This is a genomic window from Pseudoalteromonas sp. R3 (assembly GCF_004014715.1).
Taxonomy (GTDB): Bacteria; Pseudomonadota; Gammaproteobacteria; order Enterobacterales; family Alteromonadaceae; genus Pseudoalteromonas.
Map to the genome: position 1 here is coordinate 982,637 of NZ_CP034835.1, position 23,748 is coordinate 1,006,384.

17 protein-coding genes and 16 tRNA genes are annotated in these 23,748 nt (G+C 49.1%); 15 read left to right on the plus strand and 18 right to left on the minus strand.

What is annotated here, in order from left to right; all coding sequences use genetic code 11:
• Positions 1-13 precede the first annotated feature (13 nt).
• The 4 genes from zipA (at position 14) to msrB (ending at position 4,074) form a co-directional block, all read left to right on the plus strand.
• Positions 14-742, plus strand: coding sequence for a cell division protein ZipA (gene zipA, locus ELR70_RS09260; RefSeq protein WP_054017233.1), 729 nt, complete (start codon positions 14-16; stop codon positions 740-742).
• Positions 743-823: 81 nt separating this feature from the next.
• Complete coding sequence (gene ligA / locus ELR70_RS09265; RefSeq protein ID WP_054017232.1) at positions 824-2,845, plus strand: NAD-dependent DNA ligase LigA; 2,022 nt, start codon at positions 824-826, stop codon at positions 2,843-2,845.
• 116 nt (positions 2,846-2,961) lie between these two features.
• Complete coding sequence (locus ELR70_RS09270; protein WP_054017231.1) at positions 2,962-3,447, plus strand: DUF2919 family protein; 486 nt, start codon at positions 2,962-2,964, stop codon at positions 3,445-3,447.
• A gap of 171 nt (positions 3,448-3,618) precedes the next feature.
• The gene (msrB, locus tag ELR70_RS09275) at positions 3,619-4,074 is read left to right on the plus strand and encodes a peptide-methionine (R)-S-oxide reductase MsrB (protein WP_054017230.1); all 456 of its coding nucleotides are present in this window, start codon (positions 3,619-3,621) and stop codon (positions 4,072-4,074) included.
• 28 nt (positions 4,075-4,102) lie between these two features.
• Here the strand turns inward: msrB and ELR70_RS09280 are convergent, their stop codons facing one another.
• The 8 genes from ELR70_RS09280 to ELR70_RS09310 all read right to left on the minus strand — a co-directional run bounded on the left by ELR70_RS09280 (position 4,103) and on the right by ELR70_RS09310 (position 7,433).
• On the minus strand, positions 4,103-5,737 hold the full coding sequence (locus ELR70_RS09280; RefSeq protein WP_054017229.1) for a response regulator: 1,635 nt from the start codon (positions 5,735-5,737) through the stop codon (positions 4,103-4,105).
• Between the two features lie 607 nt (positions 5,738-6,344).
• A tRNA-Gly gene (locus ELR70_RS24820) sits at positions 6,345-6,421 on the minus strand.
• Between the two features lie 55 nt (positions 6,422-6,476).
• Positions 6,477-6,552, minus strand: a tRNA-Val gene (locus tag ELR70_RS09285).
• Positions 6,553-6,586: 34 nt separating this feature from the next.
• Positions 6,587-6,662, minus strand: a tRNA-Val gene (locus ELR70_RS09290).
• A gap of 115 nt (positions 6,663-6,777) precedes the next feature.
• Positions 6,778-6,853 (minus strand) — tRNA-Val (locus tag ELR70_RS09295).
• A 108-nt stretch (positions 6,854-6,961) separates the two neighbouring features.
• Positions 6,962-7,037: transfer RNA gene (locus ELR70_RS09300), tRNA-Val, on the minus strand.
• A gap of 149 nt (positions 7,038-7,186) precedes the next feature.
• Positions 7,187-7,262: transfer RNA gene (locus tag ELR70_RS09305), tRNA-Val, on the minus strand.
• A 95-nt stretch (positions 7,263-7,357) separates the two neighbouring features.
• Positions 7,358-7,433, minus strand: a tRNA-Val gene (locus ELR70_RS09310).
• Positions 7,434-8,074: 641 nt separating this feature from the next.
• Here ELR70_RS09310 and ELR70_RS09315 point away from each other — a divergent pair.
• From ELR70_RS09315 to ELR70_RS09365, 11 genes are all read left to right on the plus strand, one after another.
• Positions 8,075-8,150: transfer RNA gene (locus ELR70_RS09315), tRNA-Ala, on the plus strand.
• 71 nt (positions 8,151-8,221) lie between these two features.
• Positions 8,222-8,297: transfer RNA gene (locus ELR70_RS09320), tRNA-Glu, on the plus strand.
• 69 nt (positions 8,298-8,366) lie between these two features.
• A tRNA-Glu gene (locus tag ELR70_RS09325) sits at positions 8,367-8,442 on the plus strand.
• 70 nt (positions 8,443-8,512) lie between these two features.
• A tRNA-Glu gene (locus tag ELR70_RS09330) sits at positions 8,513-8,588 on the plus strand.
• Between the two features lie 69 nt (positions 8,589-8,657).
• A tRNA-Glu gene (locus ELR70_RS09335) sits at positions 8,658-8,733 on the plus strand.
• A gap of 153 nt (positions 8,734-8,886) precedes the next feature.
• Positions 8,887-8,962: transfer RNA gene (locus ELR70_RS09340), tRNA-Glu, on the plus strand.
• Positions 8,963-9,115: 153 nt separating this feature from the next.
• Positions 9,116-9,191, plus strand: a tRNA-Glu gene (locus tag ELR70_RS09345).
• A 69-nt stretch (positions 9,192-9,260) separates the two neighbouring features.
• Positions 9,261-9,336: transfer RNA gene (locus ELR70_RS09350), tRNA-Glu, on the plus strand.
• Between the two features lie 199 nt (positions 9,337-9,535).
• Positions 9,536-11,116: a PAS domain-containing methyl-accepting chemotaxis protein gene (locus ELR70_RS09355; RefSeq protein WP_054017294.1), complete on the plus strand. Its 1,581-nt coding sequence runs from the start codon at positions 9,536-9,538 to the stop codon at positions 11,114-11,116.
• A gap of 127 nt (positions 11,117-11,243) precedes the next feature.
• A complete protein-coding gene (locus ELR70_RS09360; protein ID WP_054017295.1) occupies positions 11,244-11,798 on the plus strand; it encodes a hypothetical protein in 555 nt (184 codons plus the stop codon).
• 58 nt (positions 11,799-11,856) lie between these two features.
• Positions 11,857-12,657: a hypothetical protein gene (locus ELR70_RS09365; protein WP_054017296.1), complete on the plus strand. Its 801-nt coding sequence runs from the start codon at positions 11,857-11,859 to the stop codon at positions 12,655-12,657.
• 31 nt (positions 12,658-12,688) lie between these two features.
• Here the strand turns inward: ELR70_RS09365 and ELR70_RS09370 are convergent, their stop codons facing one another.
• From ELR70_RS09370 to ELR70_RS09415, 10 genes are all read right to left on the minus strand, one after another.
• Positions 12,689-14,263 (minus strand): L-lactate permease, encoded by a 1,575-nt coding sequence (locus ELR70_RS09370; RefSeq protein WP_054017297.1) that lies wholly within the window; start codon positions 14,261-14,263, stop codon positions 12,689-12,691.
• Between the two features lie 106 nt (positions 14,264-14,369).
• Positions 14,370-15,005, minus strand: coding sequence for an endonuclease III (nth, locus tag ELR70_RS09375; protein ID WP_054017298.1), 636 nt, complete (start codon positions 15,003-15,005; stop codon positions 14,370-14,372).
• A 68-nt stretch (positions 15,006-15,073) separates the two neighbouring features.
• Positions 15,074-15,772, minus strand: a complete 699-nt coding sequence (locus ELR70_RS09380; protein ID WP_054017299.1) for an electron transport complex subunit E — start codon at positions 15,770-15,772, stop codon at positions 15,074-15,076.
• On the minus strand, positions 15,765-16,406 hold the full coding sequence (rsxG, locus tag ELR70_RS09385; RefSeq protein ID WP_054017300.1) for an electron transport complex subunit RsxG: 642 nt from the start codon (positions 16,404-16,406) through the stop codon (positions 15,765-15,767). The genes ELR70_RS09380 and rsxG overlap by 8 nt, the downstream gene beginning before the upstream one ends.
• Complete coding sequence (gene rsxD / locus ELR70_RS09390) at positions 16,403-17,461, minus strand: electron transport complex subunit RsxD (protein WP_054017301.1); 1,059 nt, start codon at positions 17,459-17,461, stop codon at positions 16,403-16,405. The genes rsxG and rsxD overlap by 4 nt, the downstream gene beginning before the upstream one ends.
• Entirely contained in the window at positions 17,458-20,193 is a 2,736-nt protein-coding gene (gene rsxC / locus ELR70_RS09395) for an electron transport complex subunit RsxC (RefSeq protein WP_054017302.1), read from the minus strand. Before rsxC ends, rsxD begins: the two co-directional genes overlap by 4 nt.
• A gap of 9 nt (positions 20,194-20,202) precedes the next feature.
• Positions 20,203-20,757, minus strand: a complete 555-nt coding sequence (gene rsxB / locus ELR70_RS09400) for an electron transport complex subunit RsxB (RefSeq protein WP_054017303.1) — start codon at positions 20,755-20,757, stop codon at positions 20,203-20,205.
• A 1-nt stretch (position 20,758) separates the two neighbouring features.
• Positions 20,759-21,340: an electron transport complex subunit RsxA gene (gene rsxA / locus ELR70_RS09405; protein ID WP_010386487.1), complete on the minus strand. Its 582-nt coding sequence runs from the start codon at positions 21,338-21,340 to the stop codon at positions 20,759-20,761.
• A gap of 171 nt (positions 21,341-21,511) precedes the next feature.
• The gene (locus ELR70_RS09410) at positions 21,512-23,455 is read right to left on the minus strand and encodes an EAL domain-containing protein (RefSeq protein WP_054017304.1); all 1,944 of its coding nucleotides are present in this window, start codon (positions 23,453-23,455) and stop codon (positions 21,512-21,514) included.
• Between the two features lie 195 nt (positions 23,456-23,650).
• Positions 23,651-23,727, minus strand: a tRNA-Asn gene (locus tag ELR70_RS09415).
• Between the last annotated feature and the right edge of the window lie 21 nt (positions 23,728-23,748).

The window sequence follows — 23,748 nt, forward strand, 5'->3', positions numbered from 1 at the left end:
GTAAAGGTGAGCAATGGCCACAGAATTAAGATGGGCATTAATCGTGATCAGTGCGCTGATCATTGGTGGATTATTGATACATGGCTTATGGTCGGTGAGAAAAAAAGAGAACCAGGACACCGATAACCCCGCAGCCAACAAAAAAACCGCAGCCGCACCTCAGCCGCAGCGCGAGGAAGAGCCCCAGCTGGATGAAATGAGTTTTTCTGCCGTCGATGAAGACAAAGAGTCTGCGGTAGACCAAAGCCAGAGCGAGGTTGTAGAAACACCTTCAGATTCTGCTGAGCAACAGGAAGAGGCACAGCAGGAGGCTGATTCACAGGAAACAGTGCCGCAGGACTTTATTATTCTCCATATCGAGATGCCAGAAGGCCTGACAATGGCGGGCTCTAAGCTGCTGCCTTGTGTGTTGAGCCTCGGTTTTAAGTACTCAGATGAAGGCTTTTTCAATCGCCATGTAGAGTCATCCGGCAATGGTCCGGTCTTGTTCCGGTTAGTGAATATGTATAACCCGGGCACGTTCGATATCGATAATATGGAACAGTTCAGCACCGGAGGTGTCAGCCTGTTTATGACGTTGCCGTGTGAAGGTGACAGCATGGCGGCGTTCAATATGCTGCACAGCGCCGCGAAAAAGCTGGCCGATGAATTTGGTGCCAGTGTGCTGGACAGCAGTCGTGAGCCACTCACAGTGAATACCACCCGTGCCTATGTTGAAAAGGTGCGCGAATATACCGTTTAAGCGTTAATACTGCCTGCGGGCATAGACGCGACAGAGCCACGGACTTAGGTCCGTGGCTTTTTGTGTTATTAAGAGGTTGTAATGTCAGAAACTATCAGCAAACAAATCAATGAATTAAGACAGCAGTTGGAAAGTTATAACTACCAGTACTATGTCTTGGATCAGCCCACGGTACCCGATGCCGAATATGACCGGGTAATGCGCGCTCTGATTGAGCTGGAAACCCAGCATCCTGACTATCTAACCCCGGATTCTCCCTCACAAAAAGTCGGTGGTGCTGCGCTGAGCAAATTTGAGCAGGTAACGCATCAGGTGCCTATGTTGTCACTGGACAATGCATTTGATGAGGCTGAGTTCAATGCCTTTAATCGTCGCATAAAAGAGCGCCTGCTGCACAACGACGAGCTGGACTTTTGTTGTGAGCCTAAGCTGGATGGTCTCGCTGTGTCTATTCTCTACCGTGATGGGGTGCTGGTTCAGGCCGCAACGCGAGGTGATGGTCAGGTAGGTGAAAATATCACCGAAAACGTGAAAACCATACGTAACATTCCGCTGCGTTTGCGTGGTGACGATATTCCGGCTGAGCTGGAAGTGCGTGGTGAAGTCTTTATGGATAAGGCCGGATTTACACGGCTGAACGAAACCGCAGCAAAGCGTGATGAAAAAACCTTTGCTAACCCGCGCAATGCAGCGGCGGGAAGCCTGCGTCAGCTGGACCCTAAAATAACCGCTAAACGCCCGTTGATGTTTTATGCCTATTCAATGGGTGTAGTGCAGGGCGCTGAGCTGGCTGATACCCATTATGCGCAATTGCAGCAGTTAAAAGACTGGGGCTTGCCTATGTGCCCGCAAACAAAAAAGGTAACGGGCGCCAGTGCCGCTTATCAATACTATGAAGCCATTATGGCTGAGCGTGACGCGTTGCCGTATGAAATTGATGGCGTGGTCATCAAGGTCGACAATAAACCGTTTCAGGCGCAGCTAGGCTTTGTTGCGCGTGCACCGCGCTGGGCCATTGCATTTAAATTTCCGGCACAGGAAGAGTTAACGCAGTTACTTGATGTGGAATTTCAGGTGGGCCGCACTGGCGCCATCACCCCAGTTGCGCGGCTGGAGCCGGTATTTGTCGGCGGCGTGACCGTCTCGAATGCGACTTTGCACAACCGTGACGAAATCGACCGTCTGGGTGTCAAAGTGGGCGATACCGTGATCATTCGACGCGCCGGTGATGTGATCCCGCAGATCACCCAGGTGGTGCTGGAAAAGAGGCCTGAAGATGCTCGCGATATCACTTTCCCGGATGTCTGTCCGGTATGTGATTCCCACGTTGAGCGTGTGGAAGGTGAAGCTGTTGCGCGTTGCACCGGTGGTCTGGTGTGCCGCGCTCAACGTAAAGAAGCGATTAAACACTTTGCTTCACGCAAGGCGTTGGACATCGATGGACTGGGCGACAAGATTGTTGAGCAACTGGTTGAGCGGGAACTGATCACCACGCCTGCTGAACTGTTTACCCTGCGTCAGGGCCATTTTGAGTCACTGGAGCGGATGGGCCCTAAGTCGGCCAAGAATCTGGTTGGTGCGCTTGAAGAAGCCAAGCAAACGACCCTGGCTAAGTTTTTATATGCCCTTGGGATCCGCGAAGTGGGTGAAGCCACTGCACAAAACCTGGCAAATCACTATCTGACGCTTGAAAAGGTGATGAATGCCTCCATTGAGAGTTTACAGGAAGTGAGTGATGTGGGTGTTGTTGTTGCTCAGCATATTCATGCGTTTTTCAGTGAACCACACAATCAAAAAGTGGTGAGTGACTTGCTCGAGCAAGGATTGCACTGGCCTGAAATTGAGGCAAAAGCAGAAAGTGAACAGCCACTGGCTGGCCTGACTTACGTGCTGACGGGTACGCTGAGCCAGCTTAACCGCAACGACGCTAAAGCGCGATTGCAAGCTTTAGGTGCCAAAGTGTCCGGCAGTGTCTCTAAGAACACGCACGCACTGGTGGCGGGCGAAAAAGCGGGGTCTAAGCTAACTAAGGCGCAGGACCTGGGGATCGATATCCTGGATGAAGCGGCATTGATTGCATTGCTTGACTCACATCAGAGGTAATACCAATTTCACTTAATACTTGTTCAATTTGAAGGAACAAATAGGGCACTTAATTAAGCAAATTGGTATAAACAACAGGCGGGCTGATTAGCCCGTCATCAAATGAGAGAAGTGGTATGAGCAAGTTACAGGCTGGGTACGGGCCCGAGTACTGGGATAAATACGGGGTATATCGCACGCCTGTTGGATTTAATCTGACCTTGCTGGTGCTGCTCAGGCCGTTGTTTTTGTGGCTGGTGTCAGCCCTGACCTGGCGTCCGGACCTAGACCTCATGTCATTATTTTTTCATTCGAAGCAGCATTTTTTTGTAGCAGTCATGATAGCTAGCCTGGCCTTGATCCCGACCGTGCTGTTTTCTTTGCGCAGGCCAACCAGCTCACCTAAATTAGCCCGCTACTGGCGTCATATGCGCTGGCCACTGCTGATCGCTGCCTGCTTAGATTTGGTGTGGCTGGGGATGCAAATTGTCCAGGCACACTATCAATTCTCTTTTTATCTGGCTATTCAGGCGGTACTCGTCTCCTGGGTAATTTTGTATTTACTCAAAAGCCGATACTTAACGTGTTTTTTTGGGGATTGGCCTGAACCTGAAAATAATTGACTTGACGCTGACGGGCTGACAACTAAACATTAGGGCGAATGTGGCTTTCATACTGGCGTAAAAATATAACGTTAATCTGATCCTGATTAGCTCATGACACTCTATAACAATAAGACAAATCTTAAGTGTTTGCCAATATGGAGTAACTCTACATCAACCGGAGAACGAGACATGTTGACTTGGCGAGATATTCTGCAATTCGCAGATAATGGCAACCCACAGCCCCCCAGGCGGGTTGAAAAAAGCCTGATGCAGTGGCAAGCCATATTAGAACCTTCTGTATTTCATATCACCCGAAACCGCGGGACTGAGCGTCCATTCAGTTCACAAAGCTGTAGCGTTTTTTCCCCAGGCAAATATCACTGTGCTTGCTGTGATCAGCTCCTGTTCGATGCGGATGAGAAGTTTGACAGTGGTTCTGGCTGGCCTTCTTTCACTCAGCCACACAGTGCAGATTCGGTAGCTTACCGACTTGACAGAACGCACGGTATGGACAGAGTAGAGATAGTCTGTAATGTGTGTGATGCCCATCTCGGGCATGTGTTTCCAGACGGCCCTAAACCGAGTGGATTACGCTATTGTGTGAATGCGTTGTCGCTGAAAAAGCAGGAAGAGGGCACACATTAATAGCTGTTACTTAGCTGCCTCTGTTCCGTCAGGGTCTGAAATCCAGATTCATTTCTTCTAGTTGAGCCTGTAGTTTGTCAAATCGCTCTTGCTGTTCAGGCTCAAGCTGAGCTGCGCTCAGTGTTTTGTAGCACTTCGCCGCTAGGTTTGAGTTAAATGTAGCGGCTTTCTTTCCTGTTGCATCTGCAAGGCATTGCAGCAGATTCAGTGCAATACTGGCGTTTTTAGGCATCACCCTAAATGCCTGCGTAAAGGCTTCCAGTGCGACGTCAAGTTGTCCTTTCTGGAATTGTTTTACGGCATGATTATTGAGCTCTTTAGGGCCCATTGTGATATGACGACGTTCATCTTGCTGTTGCTGAAGCAGGTGCATAAAAGTGGGGTCGTCTTGCTGTTGATGACGCTCGCAGTGTGTGATTATCTGGCCAAACAGTGCCTCTGCTTTGTGCTGAAACCCCAGTTCATGGAACGCCTTAGCTTTGTCCAACGCTGCATCAACAGAGCGGATCTGAGGTTCATCCTCCAACTGCTCCATCAGTTGTCGTGCTTTGGTATGTTCATCTTTGAGGTAATGTAATCGAGCATTGAGCACGTCAATCTGAGTCTGGTTATTGGCATTGGGAAACTGCTTTTTTAGATCGCTCAGGTATTGCTGGGTCTGCCTGGTCAGGCGGGTGATCTGATCGTGTTGATCTGTGCTGAGTGCGAAATCAATCCCGGCACGGGCGGCATTCAAATAAACTTCAGGGCTATCGTGCATCGAAAAACGAGCAAAATTGGCTATTTCTTTTTGTGCGTTGTAACTGCACTCATAATCATGGTTGATGCGTGCGACTGTACTGAGTGACTTTTGCCTTTCAATATTGCGTGGCGCAATCTGTGAGGCCTGTACTAGCGACGCTTGTGCCTCCTCAAATTGGTTAAGCTTAAGCTCCAGACGAGACAATAAATCCAAAGCAGCCAGGCGAGTCTCGCTTTTTTCGATCAGGGATTTCAGCATTTTCTGCGCCAGCATGTCTTCGTTATTTGCAATTAAGGTTTCCACAAGGCCGAGCTTAGCCCAGGTAAACTTTTGTAGCTCGAGCATGGAGCGGTAGAACTGCTTGGCTTCGCTATATTGTTTAAGCTTTAACAGTATTTCACCTTTGAGTTTAAGCAATATCGGGCTGTAAGCGTGCTCACCGCTTTCAAGCTCTGAGTTAATAAGTTTAAGTGCCTTAGAGTAGTTTTCGTCGTCAATCAGATTGTAGAGCGTTTTAAGGCTACGTTTACGCTTTAAAACACGCTCGATGCGTGCTTTGAGCTCTTTAATACTGAAAGGCTTTACCAGGAAGTCATCAGGTTGCAATTCAACAATACTGTGCACCAGTTCAGGGCTGGTTTCGGCTGAGGTAAAAATAAACCCGGTACTTTGGCGTATCAGGCGCTTTTTAAGTAGCTCTTCGTAAAGCTGATAACCATTTTGACGCTTGCTCAGGTCAAACGAGCAGATGATCAAATCGAATTTATGATGGATACAGCTTTCCTTTGCCAGTTGGGCATTTTCGGCAAACTGAACGTTTTTATAAGCCAACTGGTCCAGCGACTGTTTAATGTAGCTCAGCGCCAGTTGCTGTTCTTCCACGATCAAAATTTTTGCATTTACAAAGGGTTGAACAGACATAGAGTAAAGGGCAAGGAATAAACTCGGAATGCTTTTAGTCTAGTCGTTTATCTTTTCTTTTGAAACATAAGGATTAAAAAGCTTGGTAAGAATACAGAGAAAGTAGGGGACCAGGCATTGTTTTGGGTGAGCGCGATGCCGCATCGACCAAAACACGGATGATAGAGCGAAAAATAAAAAAGTGTGAGTGATTGTGGTCTTTTTTAAGTGATGGTGGGTTGTACTGGACTTACACCAGTGGCCCTCGCCTTGGTAAGAATGAGCGCGATGCCGCATCGATCAAAACACGGATGATAGAGCGAAAAATAAAAAAGTGTGAGTGATTGTGGTCTTTTTTAAGTGATGGTGGGTTGTACTGGACTTACACCTGTGGCCCTCGCCTTGGTAAGAATGAGCGCGATGCCGCATCGATCAAAACACGGATGATAGAGCGAAAAATAAAAAAGTGTGAGTGATTGTGGTCTTTTTTAAGTGATGGTGGGTTGTACTGGACTTACACCAGTGACCCTCGCCTTGGTAAGAGTGAGCGCGATGCCGCATCGACCAAACCACGGATGATAGAGCGAAAAATAAAAAAGTGTGAGTGATTGTGGTCTTTTTTAAGTGATGGTGGGTTGTACTGGACTTGAACCAGTGACCCTCGCCTTGGTAAGAATGAGCGCGATGCCGCATCGATCAAAACACGAATGATAGAGCGAAAAATAAAAAAGTGTGAGTGATTGTGGTCTTTTTTAAGTGATGGTGGGTTGTACTGGACTTGAACCAGTGACCCTCGCCTTGTAAGGGCGATGCTCTCCCAACTGAGCTAACAACCCATGCATAAATGCAGGAAAAATACTCTAAAAGAAATGGTGGGTTGTACTGGACTTGAACCAGTGACCCTCGCCTTGTAAGGGCGATGCTCTCCCAACTGAGCTAACAACCCAGAGTATTTTTTGGCAATTAGTTTTTAAGATGGTGGGTTGTACTGACTTTAATTCAGAAACCTTGCCTTGGTAGGAATGAGCGCGATGCTGCATCGACCAAGTCCACCAAATTAATGGTGGGTTGTACTGGACTTGAACCAGTGACCCTCGCCTTGTAAGGGCGATGCTCTCCCAACTGAGCTAACAACCCATCTTAAAATTTTGTCTCTAGTTATGGTGGGTTGTACTGACCTGAATCAGCTCCCTCGCCTTGGTAAGAATGAGCGCGATGCTGCATCGACCAAGTTCACCAAATTAATGGTGGGTTGTACTGGACTTGAACCAGTGACCCTCGCCTTGTAAGGGCGATGCTCTCCCAACTGAGCTAACAACCCATAACTATTCTGACTTTTGCGTATTGAGCCATAATCTTTTGTTCTATTATAGACAATCAAATTATGGTGGGTTGTACTGACTTTAATTCAGTAACCCTTGCCTTGGTAAGAATGAGCGCGATGCTGCATCGACCAAGTTCACCAAATTATGGTGGGTTGTACTGGACTTGAACCAGTGACCCTCGCCTTGTAAGGGCGATGCTCTCCCAACTGAGCTAACAACCCAATACGCTGTTTCAAATGTGAATGTCTATACTGACCTTCCCCCAAATCTTGGTGAAAACTAAAACGATGCTACATCGACCAAGTCACCAAAATTATGGTGGGTTGTACTGGACTTGAACCAGTGACCCTCGCCTTGTAAGGGCGATGCTCTCCCAACTGAGCTAACAACCCATATTTGAAACCAACTACACATTGCCGTGTCGTTGTGGGGCGCTATTATATGTTTCCTTTCAAAGGAGTCAACACAAAATCCTGATTTTTTATCTGTATGCTTCTTTTGTGTTCAGGTGTTCGTTTTTTAGGTATTTCTCTTCATTATATGCCTAAGCAATACATGTATTGCAAAATGCAATGATAGCTGAATGCAATAGGGCAGGGGGTGAGCAAGTAAGTACATGTGTATAAGAGTTGTATGAACAATAGACTTTTTAAATTAGGGCGGCTTTATGGGTATATAAAGACATTTATGTCAAAGTGGTATTTCTGATTTGAGTAACGGTTGATCGTTGAATGATTACAGAGCGTCTGTCAGGCCTTATTGTCTGCGTTGATTGATAACATGCTTAGAGGCATTGATATATTGACGAATTAAACGATTGCTAGTCTCATTGTGAATAATTGGTTTTTAATTAAGCAAAAACAGATACTTCTATTGATTGGCCAGGTGAATTCGCTTATATTCTGTCCTCTTGGGGTGTTTTTGCAGCAGTTAGAAAAAACTTGCAGAAAAGGTGTTGACTTTGTTTTCTGTGATGCATAGAATGCGCCCCGCACTCAGCGATGTGGCGTTACAGTTTCATTGCTGTTGGTGAGGGGCTATAGCTCAGCTGGGAGAGCGCTTGCATGGCATGCAAGAGGTCGGCGGTTCGATCCCGCCTAGCTCCACCAAATTCAGTGCGTAAATGTCCTAGTGATATAATATTTGGAACTGGCTTCGAATGCTGCTTCTAAATGATTGTGTCCCCTTCGTCTAGAGGCCTAGGACACCGCCCTTTCACGGCGGTAACAGGGGTTCGAATCCCCTAGGGGACGCCACTTACTTTTTAGTAAGTACCAACTCGTATGGTAAGAGTATAAACAACCAGTCCTAGTGACACATTCAGTGTCCCCTTCGTCTAGAGGCCTAGGACACCGCCCTTTCACGGCGGTAACAGGGGTTCGAATCCCCTAGGGGACGCCACTTACTTTTTAGTAAGTACCAAACTCGTATGGTAAGAGTCTAAATAGCCAGTCCTAGTGACACATTCAGTGTCCCCTTCGTCTAGAGGCCTAGGACACCGCCCTTTCACGGCGGTAACAGGGGTTCGAATCCCCTAGGGGACGCCACTTACTTTCAGTAAGTACGAAACTCGTATGGTAAGAGTCTAAATAGCCAGTCCTAGTGACACATTCAGTGTCCCCTTCGTCTAGAGGCCTAGGACACCGCCCTTTCACGGCGGTAACAGGGGTTCGAATCCCCTAGGGGACGCCACTTACTTTTTAGTAAGTACCAACTCGTATGGTAAGAGTATAAATAGCCAGTCCTAGTGACAAAAGATTTTGTTAAAGGAAGTTCGGTCTCGCTGGCTCGACTTTCACGCTAACAAAAAATTATTGAAGCGGTGCTTCAATAAGCAAATTTTTTGTCCCCTTCGTCTAGAGGCCTAGGACACCGCCCTTTCACGGCGGTAACAGGGGTTCGAATCCCCTAGGGGACGCCACTTACTTTTAGTAAGTACCAAACTCGTATGGTAAGAGTCTAAATAGCCAGTCCTAGTGACAAAAGATTTTGTTAAAGGAAGTTCGGTCTCGCTGGCTCGACTTTCACGCTAACAAAAAATTATTGAAGCGGTGCTTCAATAAGCAAATTTTTTGTCCCCTTCGTCTAGAGGCCTAGGACACCGCCCTTTCACGGCGGTAACAGGGGTTCGAATCCCCTAGGGGACGCCACTTACTTTCAGTAAGTACGAAACTCGTATGGTAAGAGTATAAATAGCCAGTCCTAGTGACACATTCAGTGTCCCCTTCGTCTAGAGGCCTAGGACACCGCCCTTTCACGGCGGTAACAGGGGTTCGAATCCCCTAGGGGACGCCACTCTTCTTAGTAATACTATTCCCTCAGTAACACTCCTTTTTTCTCCGATTATCTCTATCAATCTTAAATATCAACATTTAAATGAATTTTTTCATATATTTCATTTACTTAAATTGTTTGATTTAAAACAAAGTTAGGGCTTTATTAACAAGCTCACCTACGAAAAATGGGTTAGTATCGCGTTTTTTAGGTGAGTATCATGGCCAAAAGATGTACCGATTATACGGATAAGGAAAATGATTATCCGGTCTCTTATAACCTGCTGTCTACCACAGATACCAAAGGGCGGATCACATATGCGAACCAAAGCTTTTGTGACGTTGCTGGCTTTGAACTGGACGAACTTGAAGGTCAACCACACAATCTGGTACGTCACCCAACCATGCCCAGGGCAGCCTTCAAAGATCTCTGGCAGTTTATAGGCTCCGGCAAGCCCTGGATGGGCATAGTAAAAAACCGTTGTAAAAATGGTGATCATTACTGGGTAAATGCTTATGTGACGCCTATCAAAGATCAGCATGGTCAAACCGCCGAGTATCAGTCGGTCAGAACCAAGCCAGATCGGGATGTGGTAAAACGGGCTGAAAGTATCTATCAGCAGCTCGATAAAGGCGTTGCGTCTGCCAAACTGACACGTTCTTCTATGTCTTTGTCCGCGCAGATGATGTTGATCTTAGTTGTGTCTTATATCTTAAGTATGGTTTTTACCAGCTTACCGGCACCGTGGAACTATGTCCTGGAAACATTACTGTTAATTGGTGTGCTCGCGCTGACTTATCAAAGGTTGTCTCCGGTGCGTCGTTTGAGTGAAAAAGCCAAACAGGTCTACGATAACCCTCTAATGCAAAAAATTTACCTGGATAAAGTTAATGATGTCGCGGCGATTGAACTGGCACTGCTGGCACGGGGATCTGAATTACGTGCGGTCCTTGGCAGGGTTCAGGATGCCAGCCAGCTGGTTGACCAACATGCGCAGGAAACGGTGTCGGAATGTCACAGCAATACAGAGCTGTTACAGGAGCAGCAGAGCCAGACAGGCTCTTTGGCTACGGCTATGAACGAAATGACGACCGCTATTTCTGACATTGCCGGCAATACCAGTGATGCAGCGAATCGCTCAGAAGGTGCACTGCGATCGGTACTGGATTCTAACTCTGTGGTGCAGGCCAGCATGCAAATCAACCACACTTTATGCGAAGAATTGAGTCGTACTCAACATGATATTGCCCAATTGAATGAGCAAACGGTGCAGATCGGCGGAGTTGTTGACGTAATACGAGATATTTCTGAGCAAACTAATTTGCTGGCTCTGAATGCTGCGATAGAAGCGGCAAGAGCTGGTGAGCAGGGCAGAGGGTTCGCTGTGGTGGCAGATGAAGTCAGAGCGCTTGCACAACGCACTCAGGAATCGACCAGAGAGATAGATGATATTGTTGCAGGGCTAAAGCAACGTGCCGAGCGCGCGGTAGAGGCCATTCAAAATGGGGTTGAAAAGTCTAATGAATGTGTAGCACAAGCGGAACAAACCAAAGAGAACCTGGCATCGATAGAGCATATGGTGAAAGATATTTCTGCTTTGAATTACGAAATCGCCACTGCAACTGATCAAATGTCGGGTGCAAGCAACGAGATAAATGACAAGGCGGTCAATATCTCGCAACTGGCCAATGCGTCTATGCAAAGTGCAGACAACACCACAGCAGCAATGCGGAACACAGAGCAAGCGCTGGCAGATCAGGCTGCTCTGGTTGATCAATTCCTGCTCAGGCTTAGCCATTAAAGAAAAATATTAAAAAGATGTGAATAGAAAATTCCTTGCTGGTATGATTTCGCTTGGGTAATTTATGTGGCAAAATCGCCGCTTTTAACCTGGATATGCACATAAAAATCACACAAAGGGATGATGAATGAGCAATTTACAGAAAACTTTAAAAATAGGTGCCACTGCGCTTGTTATGACTCTGGCCAATACGCAAGTGAGCGTCGCAGGGGTTGATGGCGGTTATTTCTCTGGCAAAAAGCAAGACTGCGAGATCTGGCGAGACGTGGCACCTTACAACTGGGCTAACACTACGCGCGGCAACCAGTCCATGATTTTCTATTGCAACCGAGGTGGTTATACCGTCACCACGGTTGAGTTAAAGATCAAGCGTTTGAGTGACAACACCGTCGTGTTTCGTGAAAAAAGAAAACAAAACCTCACATCAGGGTATGGTCACGGTTTTTATCCTGACCTGAGCGCCAATATCAACGAAGAATATAAAATGGAACTGGATTATACCTTCGTAAAATTGAAACACGGAAAGCCGGTCTGGGACAATAAAAAAACCAAAACCTGCAAACGTACTTTCACCCCAACCAATGCTAATTCAACGCGCGGAGAAGTATTCTGGTCAATCAAGAGTGCGGGCACAGCCTATCATAACAATGGTTGTCAGGGCGTACGCTTCGATATTCACTAAGCGCTACCTGGGGCTGGCACAATAAGGTCAGCCTTAGCTTTACAGCCGGGATTTAACGATGAAAGCAAAATACCTGATGATCAACGTGTTGTGCTTTATGCTCGGCTTTCTCGTGGCTGCCGCGACACTGCACAAAGAAGTGTCCCACCTCGATACCTCAGCAGGCGGCATAGAAAGCCTTGACACTATATCTGCACCTCAGGCAGAGGAGCGCCCACCGCGATTGAGCTCGGAACAGCCAATACAGGAAGAACGGCTTTACACCAGTGCGTTGTCCGCGCACTCAGAGCTTAATGATGAACCTGAAAACAAAGACGAAAACAAGGCCAGGCTGTTATCAATAGCGCAGGATATAGGCTTAAACAGCAGTGTTTATCCGGATCTGGCTAATTATGAAAATCAGGATATAACCAGACTCATTGAACAGCATCTGCTGACAAATCTGCGTACTTCACAGGGCGATGTGTATGCTCAGTTTGATGAGGTAGAGCACTATCTTGAAGCCATGCCACAGATTGCCTCCGTGCAGTTTTTTTCTGATTTACTGACACAAGCCAGGCACAAAGGTGAGCTGTCTCAGAGTTTTGCCATTCACCTGCTGGCGCAAAGCGTGGAGCAGTTTGAACCAGGCACAGAGCCGCTCAGTCAGATGCAGGATATTGTCGCCAAAGCCCGTCACAGCGAGAGTGAACTGGTACGCCTGAGTGCGCTGGAGTCTCTGGCAACAATAAGCGCGGATCAGGCACAACTAAAGCGCCTGCTTGAACAGTTTCAGGCAGATGAGTCGGCGGTGATACAGGCAAAAATTACGCTGCTTAATTATCATATGGCACAGGCTGATAAATTAAATAACCATTGAACCAGTGTCTTACCTCGCGCAATGCGATAATTTAAAGCAGCCAGGCAATCAGGCTGGCCGCCAGGCAGTAATAGAGCATTGGAATCAGGGTGTAGCGAATAATATCCCCCTCTTTGCCGTGCAGGCCGACGACACTGGCGGCGGCAACCACATTCACCACGGCAATCATGTTGCCGCCATTCGCGCCGAGCATTTGTAGTGCGAGCACCAGTTGCATCTCCAGCCCGGCTTCTGCCGCCAACGCTTGCTGAAAGCTGGCAAACATCAGGTTAGAAAAGGTCGCCGAACCCGCGATAAATGCCCCCAACGCGCCTACCAAGGGCGCGAGAAATAACCACAGATCACTCAAATGCATGGCAACCGTCTCGGCCAGCGCCATGGGCATAGCTGGGAGGGCGGCGTTGTTGACCTCAGAGTGAAGAAAAATGCGCACCATAGGCACCGCTGCACTCAGCGCAATCAAAGAGGGGAATAACATTCTGACACTATTGCTCAGGGCTACGCGCAGCTGTACCGTCTTGCCATTTTGCAGCCAAAGTGCCAGGAGCGCGGTCACAACAAACACACTGCCAGGCAGGTACAGAGGCATCACATTCACAGAAATGGCTGACCCCAGGATCTGATCCCATTCAAAGTTCACGCTTTGCAGCATAGCCTTAAAAGGTAGCGCAGGGATCCGGGTCAGCACCAGGAGTGTTGCAACCAAGACGTATGGTAACCAGGCTCTGAGTAAGCTTAGTGAGGGGACGGGTGTATCTTCAACTTGAGGTGCTGTTGAGGCTTCGGGTTTCGGCAATAAGAACCCCTTACGTGCTAGAGGGCAGACGATGGCCAAGCCTGCCATCGCTCCAAGTACAGAAGGAAACTCAGGCCCCAGCAACCAGGCGACGCTATAGGCGGGCAGGGTAAATGCCAGCGCACTGAAAACCGCAAAAGGTGCCATAACGAACCCGGTGCGCCAGCTGGGTGAGTCGCTGAAAAAGCGGCAATACAGTACAACCATGATCAGAGGTAGCAGGGCGGCGGCAATGATATCAATACCAATGGCAGTTAAGGCAATGTGCTTCACCTCGGCGTAATCAATATTCGCCGCACCCTGACCAATCCCGACAATCGCAGGTGTACCAACGGCACCAAATGAGACCGCACTGGAGTCGGCAATCAGTGCCAGCACCACGGCGCTCAGCGGTGTAAACCCCAGCGCAACCAGCAAAGGGGCGGCAATGGCAGCGGGCGTACCAAACCCCGCGGCCCCCTCCAGAAAACTGCCAAACAACCAGGCAATGATGATCAGCTGCACCCGCTTGTCGGGGCTTATCCCGGCAAAGCCATGTTTAATAGTATGGATAGCGCCAGTTTGCTGCAGCACTTTCAGTAAAAAAATTGCGCCGAAAACAATCCACACTATGGTCAGGGCGATGACAAGCCCTTCCAACGTGGCGGCAATGATATGCGCTAAAGGCACTTGCCAGATAAAATAAGCCGATAAGGAGGTAACGAGCAGGCTAAATGGCATGGCCTGCTTAGCTGGCAGTCTGAACAGGACCAACAGGATAAATACGCTGAGAATAGGCACCAGGGCCGTGAACAGTTGTGGTAGCGTCATCGGGGTTTAAGAAATCCATTACTTAATGTGATGAGCTTAGCATGCCAATAAGACAATGAATATGTTGTTTATTACTGAACAGCCATGGTCTTATTGGCGCGATAGGTTAGCCAGAGGTTTTTTCTTTAAACTCACATAAATCTTCAATAATGCAGCTGCCACATTTGGGCTTGCGCGCGGTACATACGTAGCGGCCCAGCAAAATCAGCCAGTGATGTACGTCGACTTTAAACTCTTTGGGGACTACCTTTTCGAGCTTTTCTTCAACCGCGACGACGTCTTTGCCCATGGCAAATTTGGTGCGGTTTGATACACGGAAAATGTGGGTATCGACGGCGATAGTAGGCCAGCCGAAGGCACAATTAAGCACCACATTGGCGGTCTTACGACCCACGCCAGGCAGGGCTTCCAGCGCTTCGCGATTCTCCGGCACTTCGCCGCCATGCTGCTCCATCAAAATGTGGCACATTTTGTAGACGTTGTTGGCTTTGGAGTTAAACAAGCCGATGGTTTTGATGTAGTCCCTGAGGCCATCCACACCCAGATCAATAATCCCCTGTGGTGTGTTGGCGATTGGGAATAGCTTACGGGTGGCTTTATTCACGCTCACGTCTGTGGCCTGGGCTGATAAAGTGACGGCGACCAGCAGCTCAAACGGTGAGGTGTATTCCAGCTCAGTCTCCGGGTTAGGGTTGTCATCCCGCAGACGGGTGAGAATTTCGAGTCGTTTTGCTTTATTCATAGTACTGACTTACTTGCTGTTGATCCTATCTGAGCTCAGTGGGAGAGTGACGGCTCTCCCACCGCGCGTTAATCTAAGCTGGTGACACGGGCACGGGGCGCTTTTTCCAAACTGGCGACGGGCTCAGCCTGGGCCTCTTTACGTGCATCAATATAGTTTTTGGCAGCGATGATTAACCCCAACCCTAAAAAGGCACCTGGCGGTAAAATGGCCACCAGAAACTGACTGTCGAACTCTATGACTTCGATGCGTAATGCGGTTGCCCAATCTCCCAGTAGCAGGTTGGCGCCATCAAACAGCGTGCCCTGACCAATCAGCTCACGCATGGCTCCCAGTAATACCAGTACAGCACCAAATCCCAGACCCATCATGACCCCATCCCAAGCTGATAACAGGGGCGTATTTTTTGAGGCATAGGCTTCAGCCCGGCCGATGATGGCACAATTGGTCACAATCAGCGGAATAAAGATGCCAAGTGACTGGTACAGACCGAAAGTGTAAGCATTCATTAGCAGCTGCACTATGGTTACAAAGGCGGCGATGATCATCACAAATACCGGGATCCGAATGTCTTTAGGTACCCAGTTTCGCACGACGGAAACCGTGACATTGGAGCCAACCAATACCAGCAGTGTGGCCAGCCCCAGGCCCAAAGCGTTGGTTATCGTGCTGGTGACGGCCAGCAACGGGCACAGACCCAGTAGCTGGACCAGTGCCGGGTTATTCTTCCACATACCTTCATGGGCGAGTTGTTTAAATTCACTCATCGATGGTCTCCTGACAGTGGTTTGGCTCTGCGAACAGCGCGTCAAAGTTGCTGCGAGCATACCAGGCAGCGGCATTGACGCTTTGCACTACGGCGCGTGGTGTAATCGTTGCGCCGGTGAATTGGTCAAACTGTCCGCCATCTTTTTGTACATTAAAAGCGGGGTCTTGCTCCTGGGTCACGGTTGTTCCCCTGAAACGGGTGATCCAGTCAGATTTGGCCAGTTCTACTTTATCGCCAAGCCCGGGAGTCTCCTCGTGGCGAGTGACCCGCACACCGGCAATTTCACCTGTGTTATAGACCGCGCTCAGTATGTCGATATTACCGCTATAGCCACGAGGGGTGATATGTTGCACCAGCAAGGCGACTGGCTCATCCTGTAAGCGCGCGCGGTAGATAATATGCGGGCCATTGGGGCCAAGCTCTGGAGCTTCACTCAAAGTACAATCGAGGTAAAGCTCGTTGTCGTATTGCGCTTTTGGAATGACCTGGGTCAATATGCGCATTAGGTGGCGTTGTTCCTGTTTGGCAATCTCTGGCGCTGTAAAGGTTTGTACCAGCGCAACACTGCCGGTGGTCGCCAGTGCAAAGGCGGTCAGGATCAGGCCGTTCTTTTTCATCGATGACAGGATCATGAGCTTGCTCCATGCCCGTAAGTACGAGGCTGCGTATAGTAATCAATCAAAGGTACCGCCATGTTCATGATCAGCACGGCAAAAGCGACGGCATCCGGGTAGCCACCAAAGTGGCGGATCAGATAAACCAATAGACCAATCAGCGCACCATAAATTAAACGGCCACGGTTGGTGGTACTGGCCGATACCGGATCGGTGGCAATAAAAAACGCGCCCAGCATAGTTGCACCACTGAATAGATGGAAAAGCGTACCCGCCTGTGCTGCAGGTGACAAAACATAGCCAATGCCGCTGCACACCGCCAGGGTCACGATAAATGCCACCGGGATATGCCAGTTAATGACTTTGGTTTTTAGCAGATACAAACCACCCAACAGGTAAGCCAGGTTAACCCACTGCCAGCCTTGCCCGGCATAGTCGCCGAACGCGACATTGTTAGTGGCTTCTGAAACAGTCAGATTTTGTGATACGGCCGTTTTCACATGGTCAAGCGGTGTGGCTGAGGTTGTGCCATCAATCACCTGACGCGCTTCTGCCAGCGGGATGCCCGACAGGGTTTGTTCGGTAAAAATGAGCACCAGTTGATCCACGGTTGACAGCGGCGTTGCCTGTATTTCGATAATGGGTGTCCAGCTGGTCATTTGCACCGGAAATGAGATCAACAGCAACACATAAGCGGCCATGGCGGGGTTGAACAGATTAAAGCCCAGCCCGCCATAGAGCTGTTTAACTATTGCAATGGCAAACACACAGCCAATTACGGTGACCCACCAGGGAGCCAGAGGCGGAATGCTCACAGCAAGCAGTACGGCAGTCAGCCAGGCACTGCCGTCACTGAGTGTTGGCCACACTGGGCGGTTGCGCAGTTTCATCATTGCGGCTTCGGTCGCGCTGACCGTTAACAGTGCCAGCAAGAGCTGAAACAGGGTGCCGGGGCCAAAAAAGTAACTTTGTACCAGAATACCCGGGATACAGGCGGCGATAACCGTCAGCATCAGGCGGCTGAGGGTTTTGTGGCTGTGATTGTGGGGCGATGAAGCCATGGTTAATTTCATGACGGATCATTTCCTTCTTGGTCTTCGGCTGCGGCCTGCTTTTTTGCTTTTGCGCGTGCAACAGCGGCTTTAATCGCGGCCTGACGTTTTTCTTCGGCGCTAAGCGGCGCTTCATGAGTGCTCTGAGGCGCGTCGCCAGGTTCTATACCTGTTTGTTGCTCGGCCTCTTTGGCGGCTTTCTTCGCCTTAGCACGGGCAATCGCAGCGGCAACGGCGGCCTTGCGGGGATCTTCCGGCTCAACGGGTGCCTCGACAAGTTCTGCGTCTGTTTGCTGCTCGGCTTCTTTGGCGGCTTTCTTCGCCTTAGCACGGGCTATTGCAGCGGCGACGGCGGCCTTACGGGGATCTTCCGGCTCAGAAGGTGTATCGCTAGGTTCTACGTCTGTTTGCTGTTCGGCCTCTTTGGCGGCTTTCTTCGCCTTAGCACGGGCAATCGCAGCAGCGACGGCGGCCTTACGGGGATCTTCCGGCTCAGAAGGTGTATCGCTAGGTTCTGCGTCTGCTTGCTGTTCGGCCTCTTTGGCGGCTTTCTTCGCCTTAGCACGGGCAATGGCAGCGGCGACAGCGGCCTTGCGAGGATCTTCCGGTTCAGCGGTAGAATCGGCTGGCTTAGCGTCTATTTGCTGTTCGGCTTCTTTGGCGGCTTTCTTTGCCTTAGCACGGGCAATCGCAGCGGCGACAGCGGCCTTGCGAGGATCTTCCGGTTCAGCGGTAGAATCGGCTGGCTTAGCGTCTATTTGCTGTTCGGCTTCTTTGGCGGCTTTCTTTGCTTTAGCACGGGCGATGGCGGCGGCCACAGCAGCCTTGCGAGGATCTTCGGCTCCTGTGTCGCTTTGCGACGGCGTCGCCTCGTTGTCCTGTTGGGCTGACTTTTTCGCCTTGGCGCGTGCAATGGCAGCAGCGACAGCGGCTTTACGCGGATCCTCTGCTGTGGCAGCAAAAGAGTCAGTCGCGTCATTTTGTTGTGCTGCTTTTTTAGCTTTAGCCCTTGCTATGGCGGCGGCAACGGCATCTTTGCGTGAGCCTTCTCCGCCGGCATGCATCTCAGGTGCAGCTTGTGCGTCTTTTTCTGCTTTGTACTGACGCGCTTTTTCTTTGCGCTTAGCACGCTCCAGTGCCACTTCTGAATTGTCCGGCTCCAGCGTGCCATCGGCCGCTTTTTTGGCTTTGGCCCGCTCAATCGCGGCTTGTACAGCAGACTGGCTGTCTTTTTTCTGTTTGACGCGCTCCATTGCGGCGCTGACTTTATCGCTTTGCTCTGCACTGCGGGTACTGCTGCGAGCTGAGCGCTTATGACGATTCTGACGTTCTTCCTGCTCCCGCTCGAGTCGTTCTTTACGTGCCTCAAAGCGTTCTTTAGCACGCTCTGCCTTCACTTTTTCGAGCTTTTGTTCGCGGATCTCGGCTTTGGCAACCCGATAATATTGCACCAGCGGGATTTCACTTGGACAAACATAGGCACAGGCACCGCACTCAATACAGTCGAACAAATTGTGCTCTTCCAGCTTGTCGTACTCTTTGCCTTTGGCAAACCACTGTAGTTGTTGTGGCAGCAGAGTTTGAGGGCAGGCATCAGCACAAGCGCTACAACGAATACATGCCTGCTCAGGGCCGGCAACGGCCAGCTCCTGGTTATCCGGTGCCAGAATACAGTTAGTGGTTTTTACGACTGGAATTCGTACCGTTGGCAGGGTAAAACCCATCATAGGCCCCCCCATGATAACTCGCTGTTCAGTTACAGGTTCAAAGCCCTGGCAAGTAAGTAAGTGCTTAATCTCTGTGCCTAGCAGTGCCCAGACATTTTGTGGTGTCTGGATGGTGTTTCCGGTCACAGTTACCACGCGTTCAATCAGCGGTTTGCCTTTGCATACGGCTTCGCTGACGGCAAACAAAGTACCGACATTCTGTACCAAAACGCCAACATCGGCAGGTATTCCACCGCTGGGGACTTCTTTAGAGGTCAGTACCTGTATCAATTGTTTCTCACCACCCGAGGGGTATTTCACCGGTAGACCGCGTATTAGGATTTTATTATTGTGAGCCGCCGCTGCGGTCATCGCCTGAATGGCTTCAGGTTTATTGGTTTCAATGCCAACCAGCACATACTCCGGATTTAGCAGGTGCTGCATAATCTCTATGCCCTGTACAATTTGCTCGGCATGTTCGCGCATGAGCAGATCATCAGCGGTGATATAAGGCTCGCATTCAACGCCGTTGACCACTAAAAATTCAACAGGTTTATGCTTTGCGCTGTCTGCTTTGACATAGGTTGGAAAACCCGCGCCGCCCATCCCGGCAATACCAGCATGGTGAATAATGTCGATTAATGCCTGGTTATCGAGCTGGGTGAAGTCCGGAACCGGCCTAAGTTCACACCAGCTGTCCTTGCCGTCCGGGGTGAGTACGATACTCAACTCAGGCAAAGCGGAAGGGTGTGCTGAAGGCATAGGTTTGATGTCACAGATCACCCCTGAAGTAGGGGCATGCACAGGCAATGACCAGTTTGCGCCCGGGCGGGTTAGTGCCTGACCTTTTAGTACGGTGTCCCCTTTATTTACCAGCAGCTGACCGTTGGCTCCAATATGCTGCTTCAGAGGTAGCACCAGATAGTCGGGCAGGGGAATACGACCAATACTCGCCTGATTTGACACAGATTTTTGCTCCGGTGGATGAATGCCACCGGGAAACTGCCACAGTTTACCGTGTTCAATTTGCTCAAGTAAAGTTTCCACTTAAACCTCTTAGTCGATTTGCTTTACAGGAATGGCGTCAATTTGCCACTTCCAGGTTTGGACGGTTGGTGCCACCGGGATCATATCAATACAATCGACAGGGCAGGGGTCGACACACAGGTCGCAGCCGGTACATTCGTCTGCAATGACGGTATGCATTTGCCGGGTCGCGCCGACGATGGCATCAACCGGACAGGCCTGAATGCACTTAGTGCAACCAATGCACTCATCTTCGCGTATATAGGCAACCTTTTTAATGGGCTCGGCTTCTTCGCCACCGGCCAGGGGTTTGGCCTCAACGCCCATTAAATCGGCCAATTTTTTCACCGTTGCCTCGCCACCTGGTGGGCATTTGTTTACGTCGTCCCCATTTGCAATCGCTTCTGCATAGGGGCGGCAACCAGGATAACCACACTGACCACATTGTGTTTGCGGTAAGATGGCATCTACCTGATCAACAATCGGGTTACTTTCAACGCGGTACTTAACAGCGGCGTAGCCGAGAATAAGGCCAAAAACCAGCGCCAGTGCGCCGATGGCAATAAGTGCATAAAACAGTGTCATCTTAGAACTTCACCAATCCAGAAAAACCCATAAAGGCCAATGACATCAGTCCGGCTGTGATCATGGCAATTGAGGCACCTTTAAACGGTGCTGGTACATCTGCGACGGCCAGACGTTCTCTCAGTGCGGCAAATAACACCAACACCAGTGAAAAGCCAACGGCCGCGCCGAACCCATATACTGCCGAACCAATAAAGGTGTGATCGTTTTTGATGTTGAGCAGCGCAACCCCTAACACCGCGCAATTGGTGGTGATAAGCGGCAAAAAGATGCCAAGTAAGCGATACAAAGTGGGGCTGGTTTTACGAACGACCATCTCTGTAAACTGCACAACCACAGCAATCACCAGAATAAAGCTCATGGTGCGCAGGAAAGTCAGATCCAGGGGAAGCAAAATGTACTGATTGACCAGGTAGCTGGTGACAGAAGCCAATGTCAGAACGAAGGTGGTCGCGAGTGACATACCAATAGCGGTTTCGAGTTTGCCTGAGACACCCATAAACGGGCACAAGCCGAGGAATTGCACCAATACAAAGTTATTTACCAGCACTGTGCCAATAAGCAACAGAATATACTCTGTCATGCTTGCCCCTTAGTGTGAATGAATTTACAGAGAACCAGAATAGACTGAGAATTCTAACAATTTCGGGCCTGAGATCACAGCATTTAGCCGGGAGAGAGGGGGAAAGTTTGTTAAAAATGGCTAGTAAAGTTGACAAAAGGGCGACAGACTCGCCCCTTTGTCATCAGAGTATTAAATTTCTTTTGGCTTTTCGATGTAGTAACCCTGAACGCCATCCAGACATAAGGTTTCAACTATGTGTTTTTCTTCCTGACTTTCGACTCCTTCGGCAAACACACTGACCCCGATGCGGTGAGCCAGGTCGACCATCAGACGCATAAAGTACTGGTTGTTTTTGTCCTCTTCCAGTCCCCGGGTATAGCTGGCATCCATCTTAATAAAGTCGGGTTTCAGGTCGCGGAAGAACTTAAAGGATGTGAGTCCAACACCGAACCGTTCAACGGTTATCCGAGCACCAACCCGGTGTACCATATCAATAAAGCGCTTACTGGCTTTGATATTCTGTTGCAATCCGAATTCGCTGACTTCAAAGATAAGCTTAGATGCCAGGTTGGCTTCTTTTAACAAGCGTCGCTCAAGCCAAATAACAAACTGGTCGCTGTGCGCACTGGAGGCGGTTACATTGATCCCGAAGAACTTCTCATTGAAATTGCGCGACTTAATCATCTCGATTGAGGTGTCGATGATGAGTTGATCAATTTCTACCGCCATTTCCAATTTCTCGGCCATAGCGAGGAAAGAGGCTGTGGGTAGCATTTGCCCGTCTTCGGTTTTAAAGCGTGCTTGTATTTCGGCATAGGCTTTAACATTTTTACCAATTGGCATAATGTTTTGCATCATTAGCATAACGCGACGGCTTTCAATGACTTCACGAATAACACGTCGCCAGTTTTGATTCCCGAAACCCGCGCCGACATTATTCACCAAATCGGTTTCGCGTTGTAGGTGCCAGGCGTTGGCTTGCTTGCTTTGTGCCATACTCATTGCGTTGTCCACAACGGATAGCAACTCGCCTAAGGGCTTGCCAGACTCATAAGGGACAATACCTGTGTTCGCAACCGAACTTAATTCCTGGTTTTGCTGATACTGTGTGAATCTGGCTTGCAGGGTTTCACCAAAGCGTTCAGCTTCTTTAGACGGGATATTAGGTAAGATAACCGCAAAATCAGAGCTGTTGAGACGGAACACCTGACTACCGGTGTAAGTACCGCTGACATGTTTGACGATGTCGGCAATCCCCTTAATATACAAATCGCCTTTCTGATAACCACGAGTTTGGTTAATCATTTGCAGTTCACTACAACGCACCATCGCCAGTGAGCCGAAACTCTTATCGCTGGCGGACTCAATTTGGTGTTCATAGTACTCAACAAACATATTGCGGTTTCCAAGTCCGGTCACCACATCTTTATAGGCTTCTTGCTTGATAGACTGTGCCGCAGACTTAATGTCTTCCTGCTTGCTCTTCAAAAAGTGGGCAAGGCGATTGAAAGAGGGCGCCAACTCAGCACCAAGTTCAGCCACTTTATTGGTGTTGAAATCCTGATCTATGCTTTCAGTTACTTGGTTTTGCGTAATATAGATGTCTACAGCATCGGCAACTGTCATACTCACATTGCGGTTGAGCTTGCGGTAAATTGTCTTCATATAGAAGATGGGTATAAAGGCCATCAGTGCGGAGATGATGGTCATGAAAACGAGCGCCTGCTGTAACAGTTCAGCCTGACTCTGCACATTGATCAAAAATTCAATTTTGATGTCTTTACTTTTATTAACCGCAAACTGAGGTCTGATAGAGTTTAGTGTGTCGGCAATAATGCCCGCTAACACTGGCATTTCGCTTTGGGTATTGATGTTTAGTACGGTTTGACCTGCAAAGTCGCGCACTATAAAGGAAGAAAACACATTGCCACTGCCAAGAGACAAGCGAATATGCTCTGGCGTGACATCTGCCATAGTTTTTTCCTGAATATAGTTACTTACCATACTCTGTGCATTTTGCTGGGCTCTGCTGACGGCGTTGTCAAAGCTACTTGCAATTAAGAAGCTACCAAGCGCAGAAAAAACAATCCAGGAAACGAGCTGGAGAAATATGAGTTTTTTAAAACCTGCCATTGTTATTCATCTACCTGAAACTGGGATTAAATTCCGTTCGTCGACTGACTTGCTTTAGCAGCATTTTTGAGGAGTGAAATAGCCGCCTAGAATGCCTGTAGGGTAGAGCATTCATTGGAAAAAGTCTAATATAATCGAACAATTGCCAATACAAAGAAAGCTGAGATTAAGTAAAAAGAAGGGAATGTAATGAGATGGCTCCCCCTCCCCGACTCGAACGGGGGACCTGCGGATTAACAGTCCGTCGCTCTAACCAACTGAGCTAAGGGGGAACAAAATGCTGTTACTCAAAT

Excerpts from the sequence above, each read along its gene's own strand:
- rsxD (WP_054017301.1), bottom strand. The coding sequence starts at position 17,461 with ATGAAATTAACCATGGCTTCATCGCCCCACAATCACAGCCACAAAACC.
- rsxG (WP_054017300.1), bottom strand. The coding sequence starts at position 16,406 with ATGATCCTGTCATCGATGAAAAAGAACGGCCTGATCCTGACCGCCTTT.
- ELR70_RS09380 (WP_054017299.1), bottom strand. The coding sequence starts at position 15,772 with ATGAGTGAATTTAAACAACTCGCCCATGAAGGTATGTGGAAGAATAAC.
- ELR70_RS09360 (WP_054017295.1), top strand. The coding sequence starts at position 11,244 with ATGAGCAATTTACAGAAAACTTTAAAAATAGGTGCCACTGCGCTTGTT.
- msrB (WP_054017230.1), top strand. The coding sequence starts at position 3,619 with ATGTTGACTTGGCGAGATATTCTGCAATTCGCAGATAATGGCAACCCA.
- ELR70_RS09365 (WP_054017296.1), top strand. The coding sequence starts at position 11,857 with ATGAAAGCAAAATACCTGATGATCAACGTGTTGTGCTTTATGCTCGGC.
- ELR70_RS09280 (WP_054017229.1), bottom strand. The coding sequence starts at position 5,737 with ATGTCTGTTCAACCCTTTGTAAATGCAAAAATTTTGATCGTGGAAGAA.
- ELR70_RS09410 (WP_054017304.1), bottom strand. The coding sequence starts at position 23,455 with ATGGCAGGTTTTAAAAAACTCATATTTCTCCAGCTCGTTTCCTGGATT.
- zipA (WP_054017233.1), top strand. The coding sequence starts at position 14 with ATGGCCACAGAATTAAGATGGGCATTAATCGTGATCAGTGCGCTGATC.
- rsxA (WP_010386487.1), bottom strand. The coding sequence starts at position 21,340 with ATGACAGAGTATATTCTGTTGCTTATTGGCACAGTGCTGGTAAATAAC.
- ELR70_RS09355 (WP_054017294.1), top strand. The coding sequence starts at position 9,536 with ATGGCCAAAAGATGTACCGATTATACGGATAAGGAAAATGATTATCCG.
- rsxB (WP_054017303.1), bottom strand. The coding sequence starts at position 20,757 with ATGACACTGTTTTATGCACTTATTGCCATCGGCGCACTGGCGCTGGTT.
- nth (WP_054017298.1), bottom strand. The coding sequence starts at position 15,005 with ATGAATAAAGCAAAACGACTCGAAATTCTCACCCGTCTGCGGGATGAC.
- ligA (WP_054017232.1), top strand. The coding sequence starts at position 824 with ATGTCAGAAACTATCAGCAAACAAATCAATGAATTAAGACAGCAGTTG.
- ELR70_RS09270 (WP_054017231.1), top strand. The coding sequence starts at position 2,962 with ATGAGCAAGTTACAGGCTGGGTACGGGCCCGAGTACTGGGATAAATAC.
- ELR70_RS09370 (WP_054017297.1), bottom strand. The coding sequence starts at position 14,263 with ATGACGCTACCACAACTGTTCACGGCCCTGGTGCCTATTCTCAGCGTA.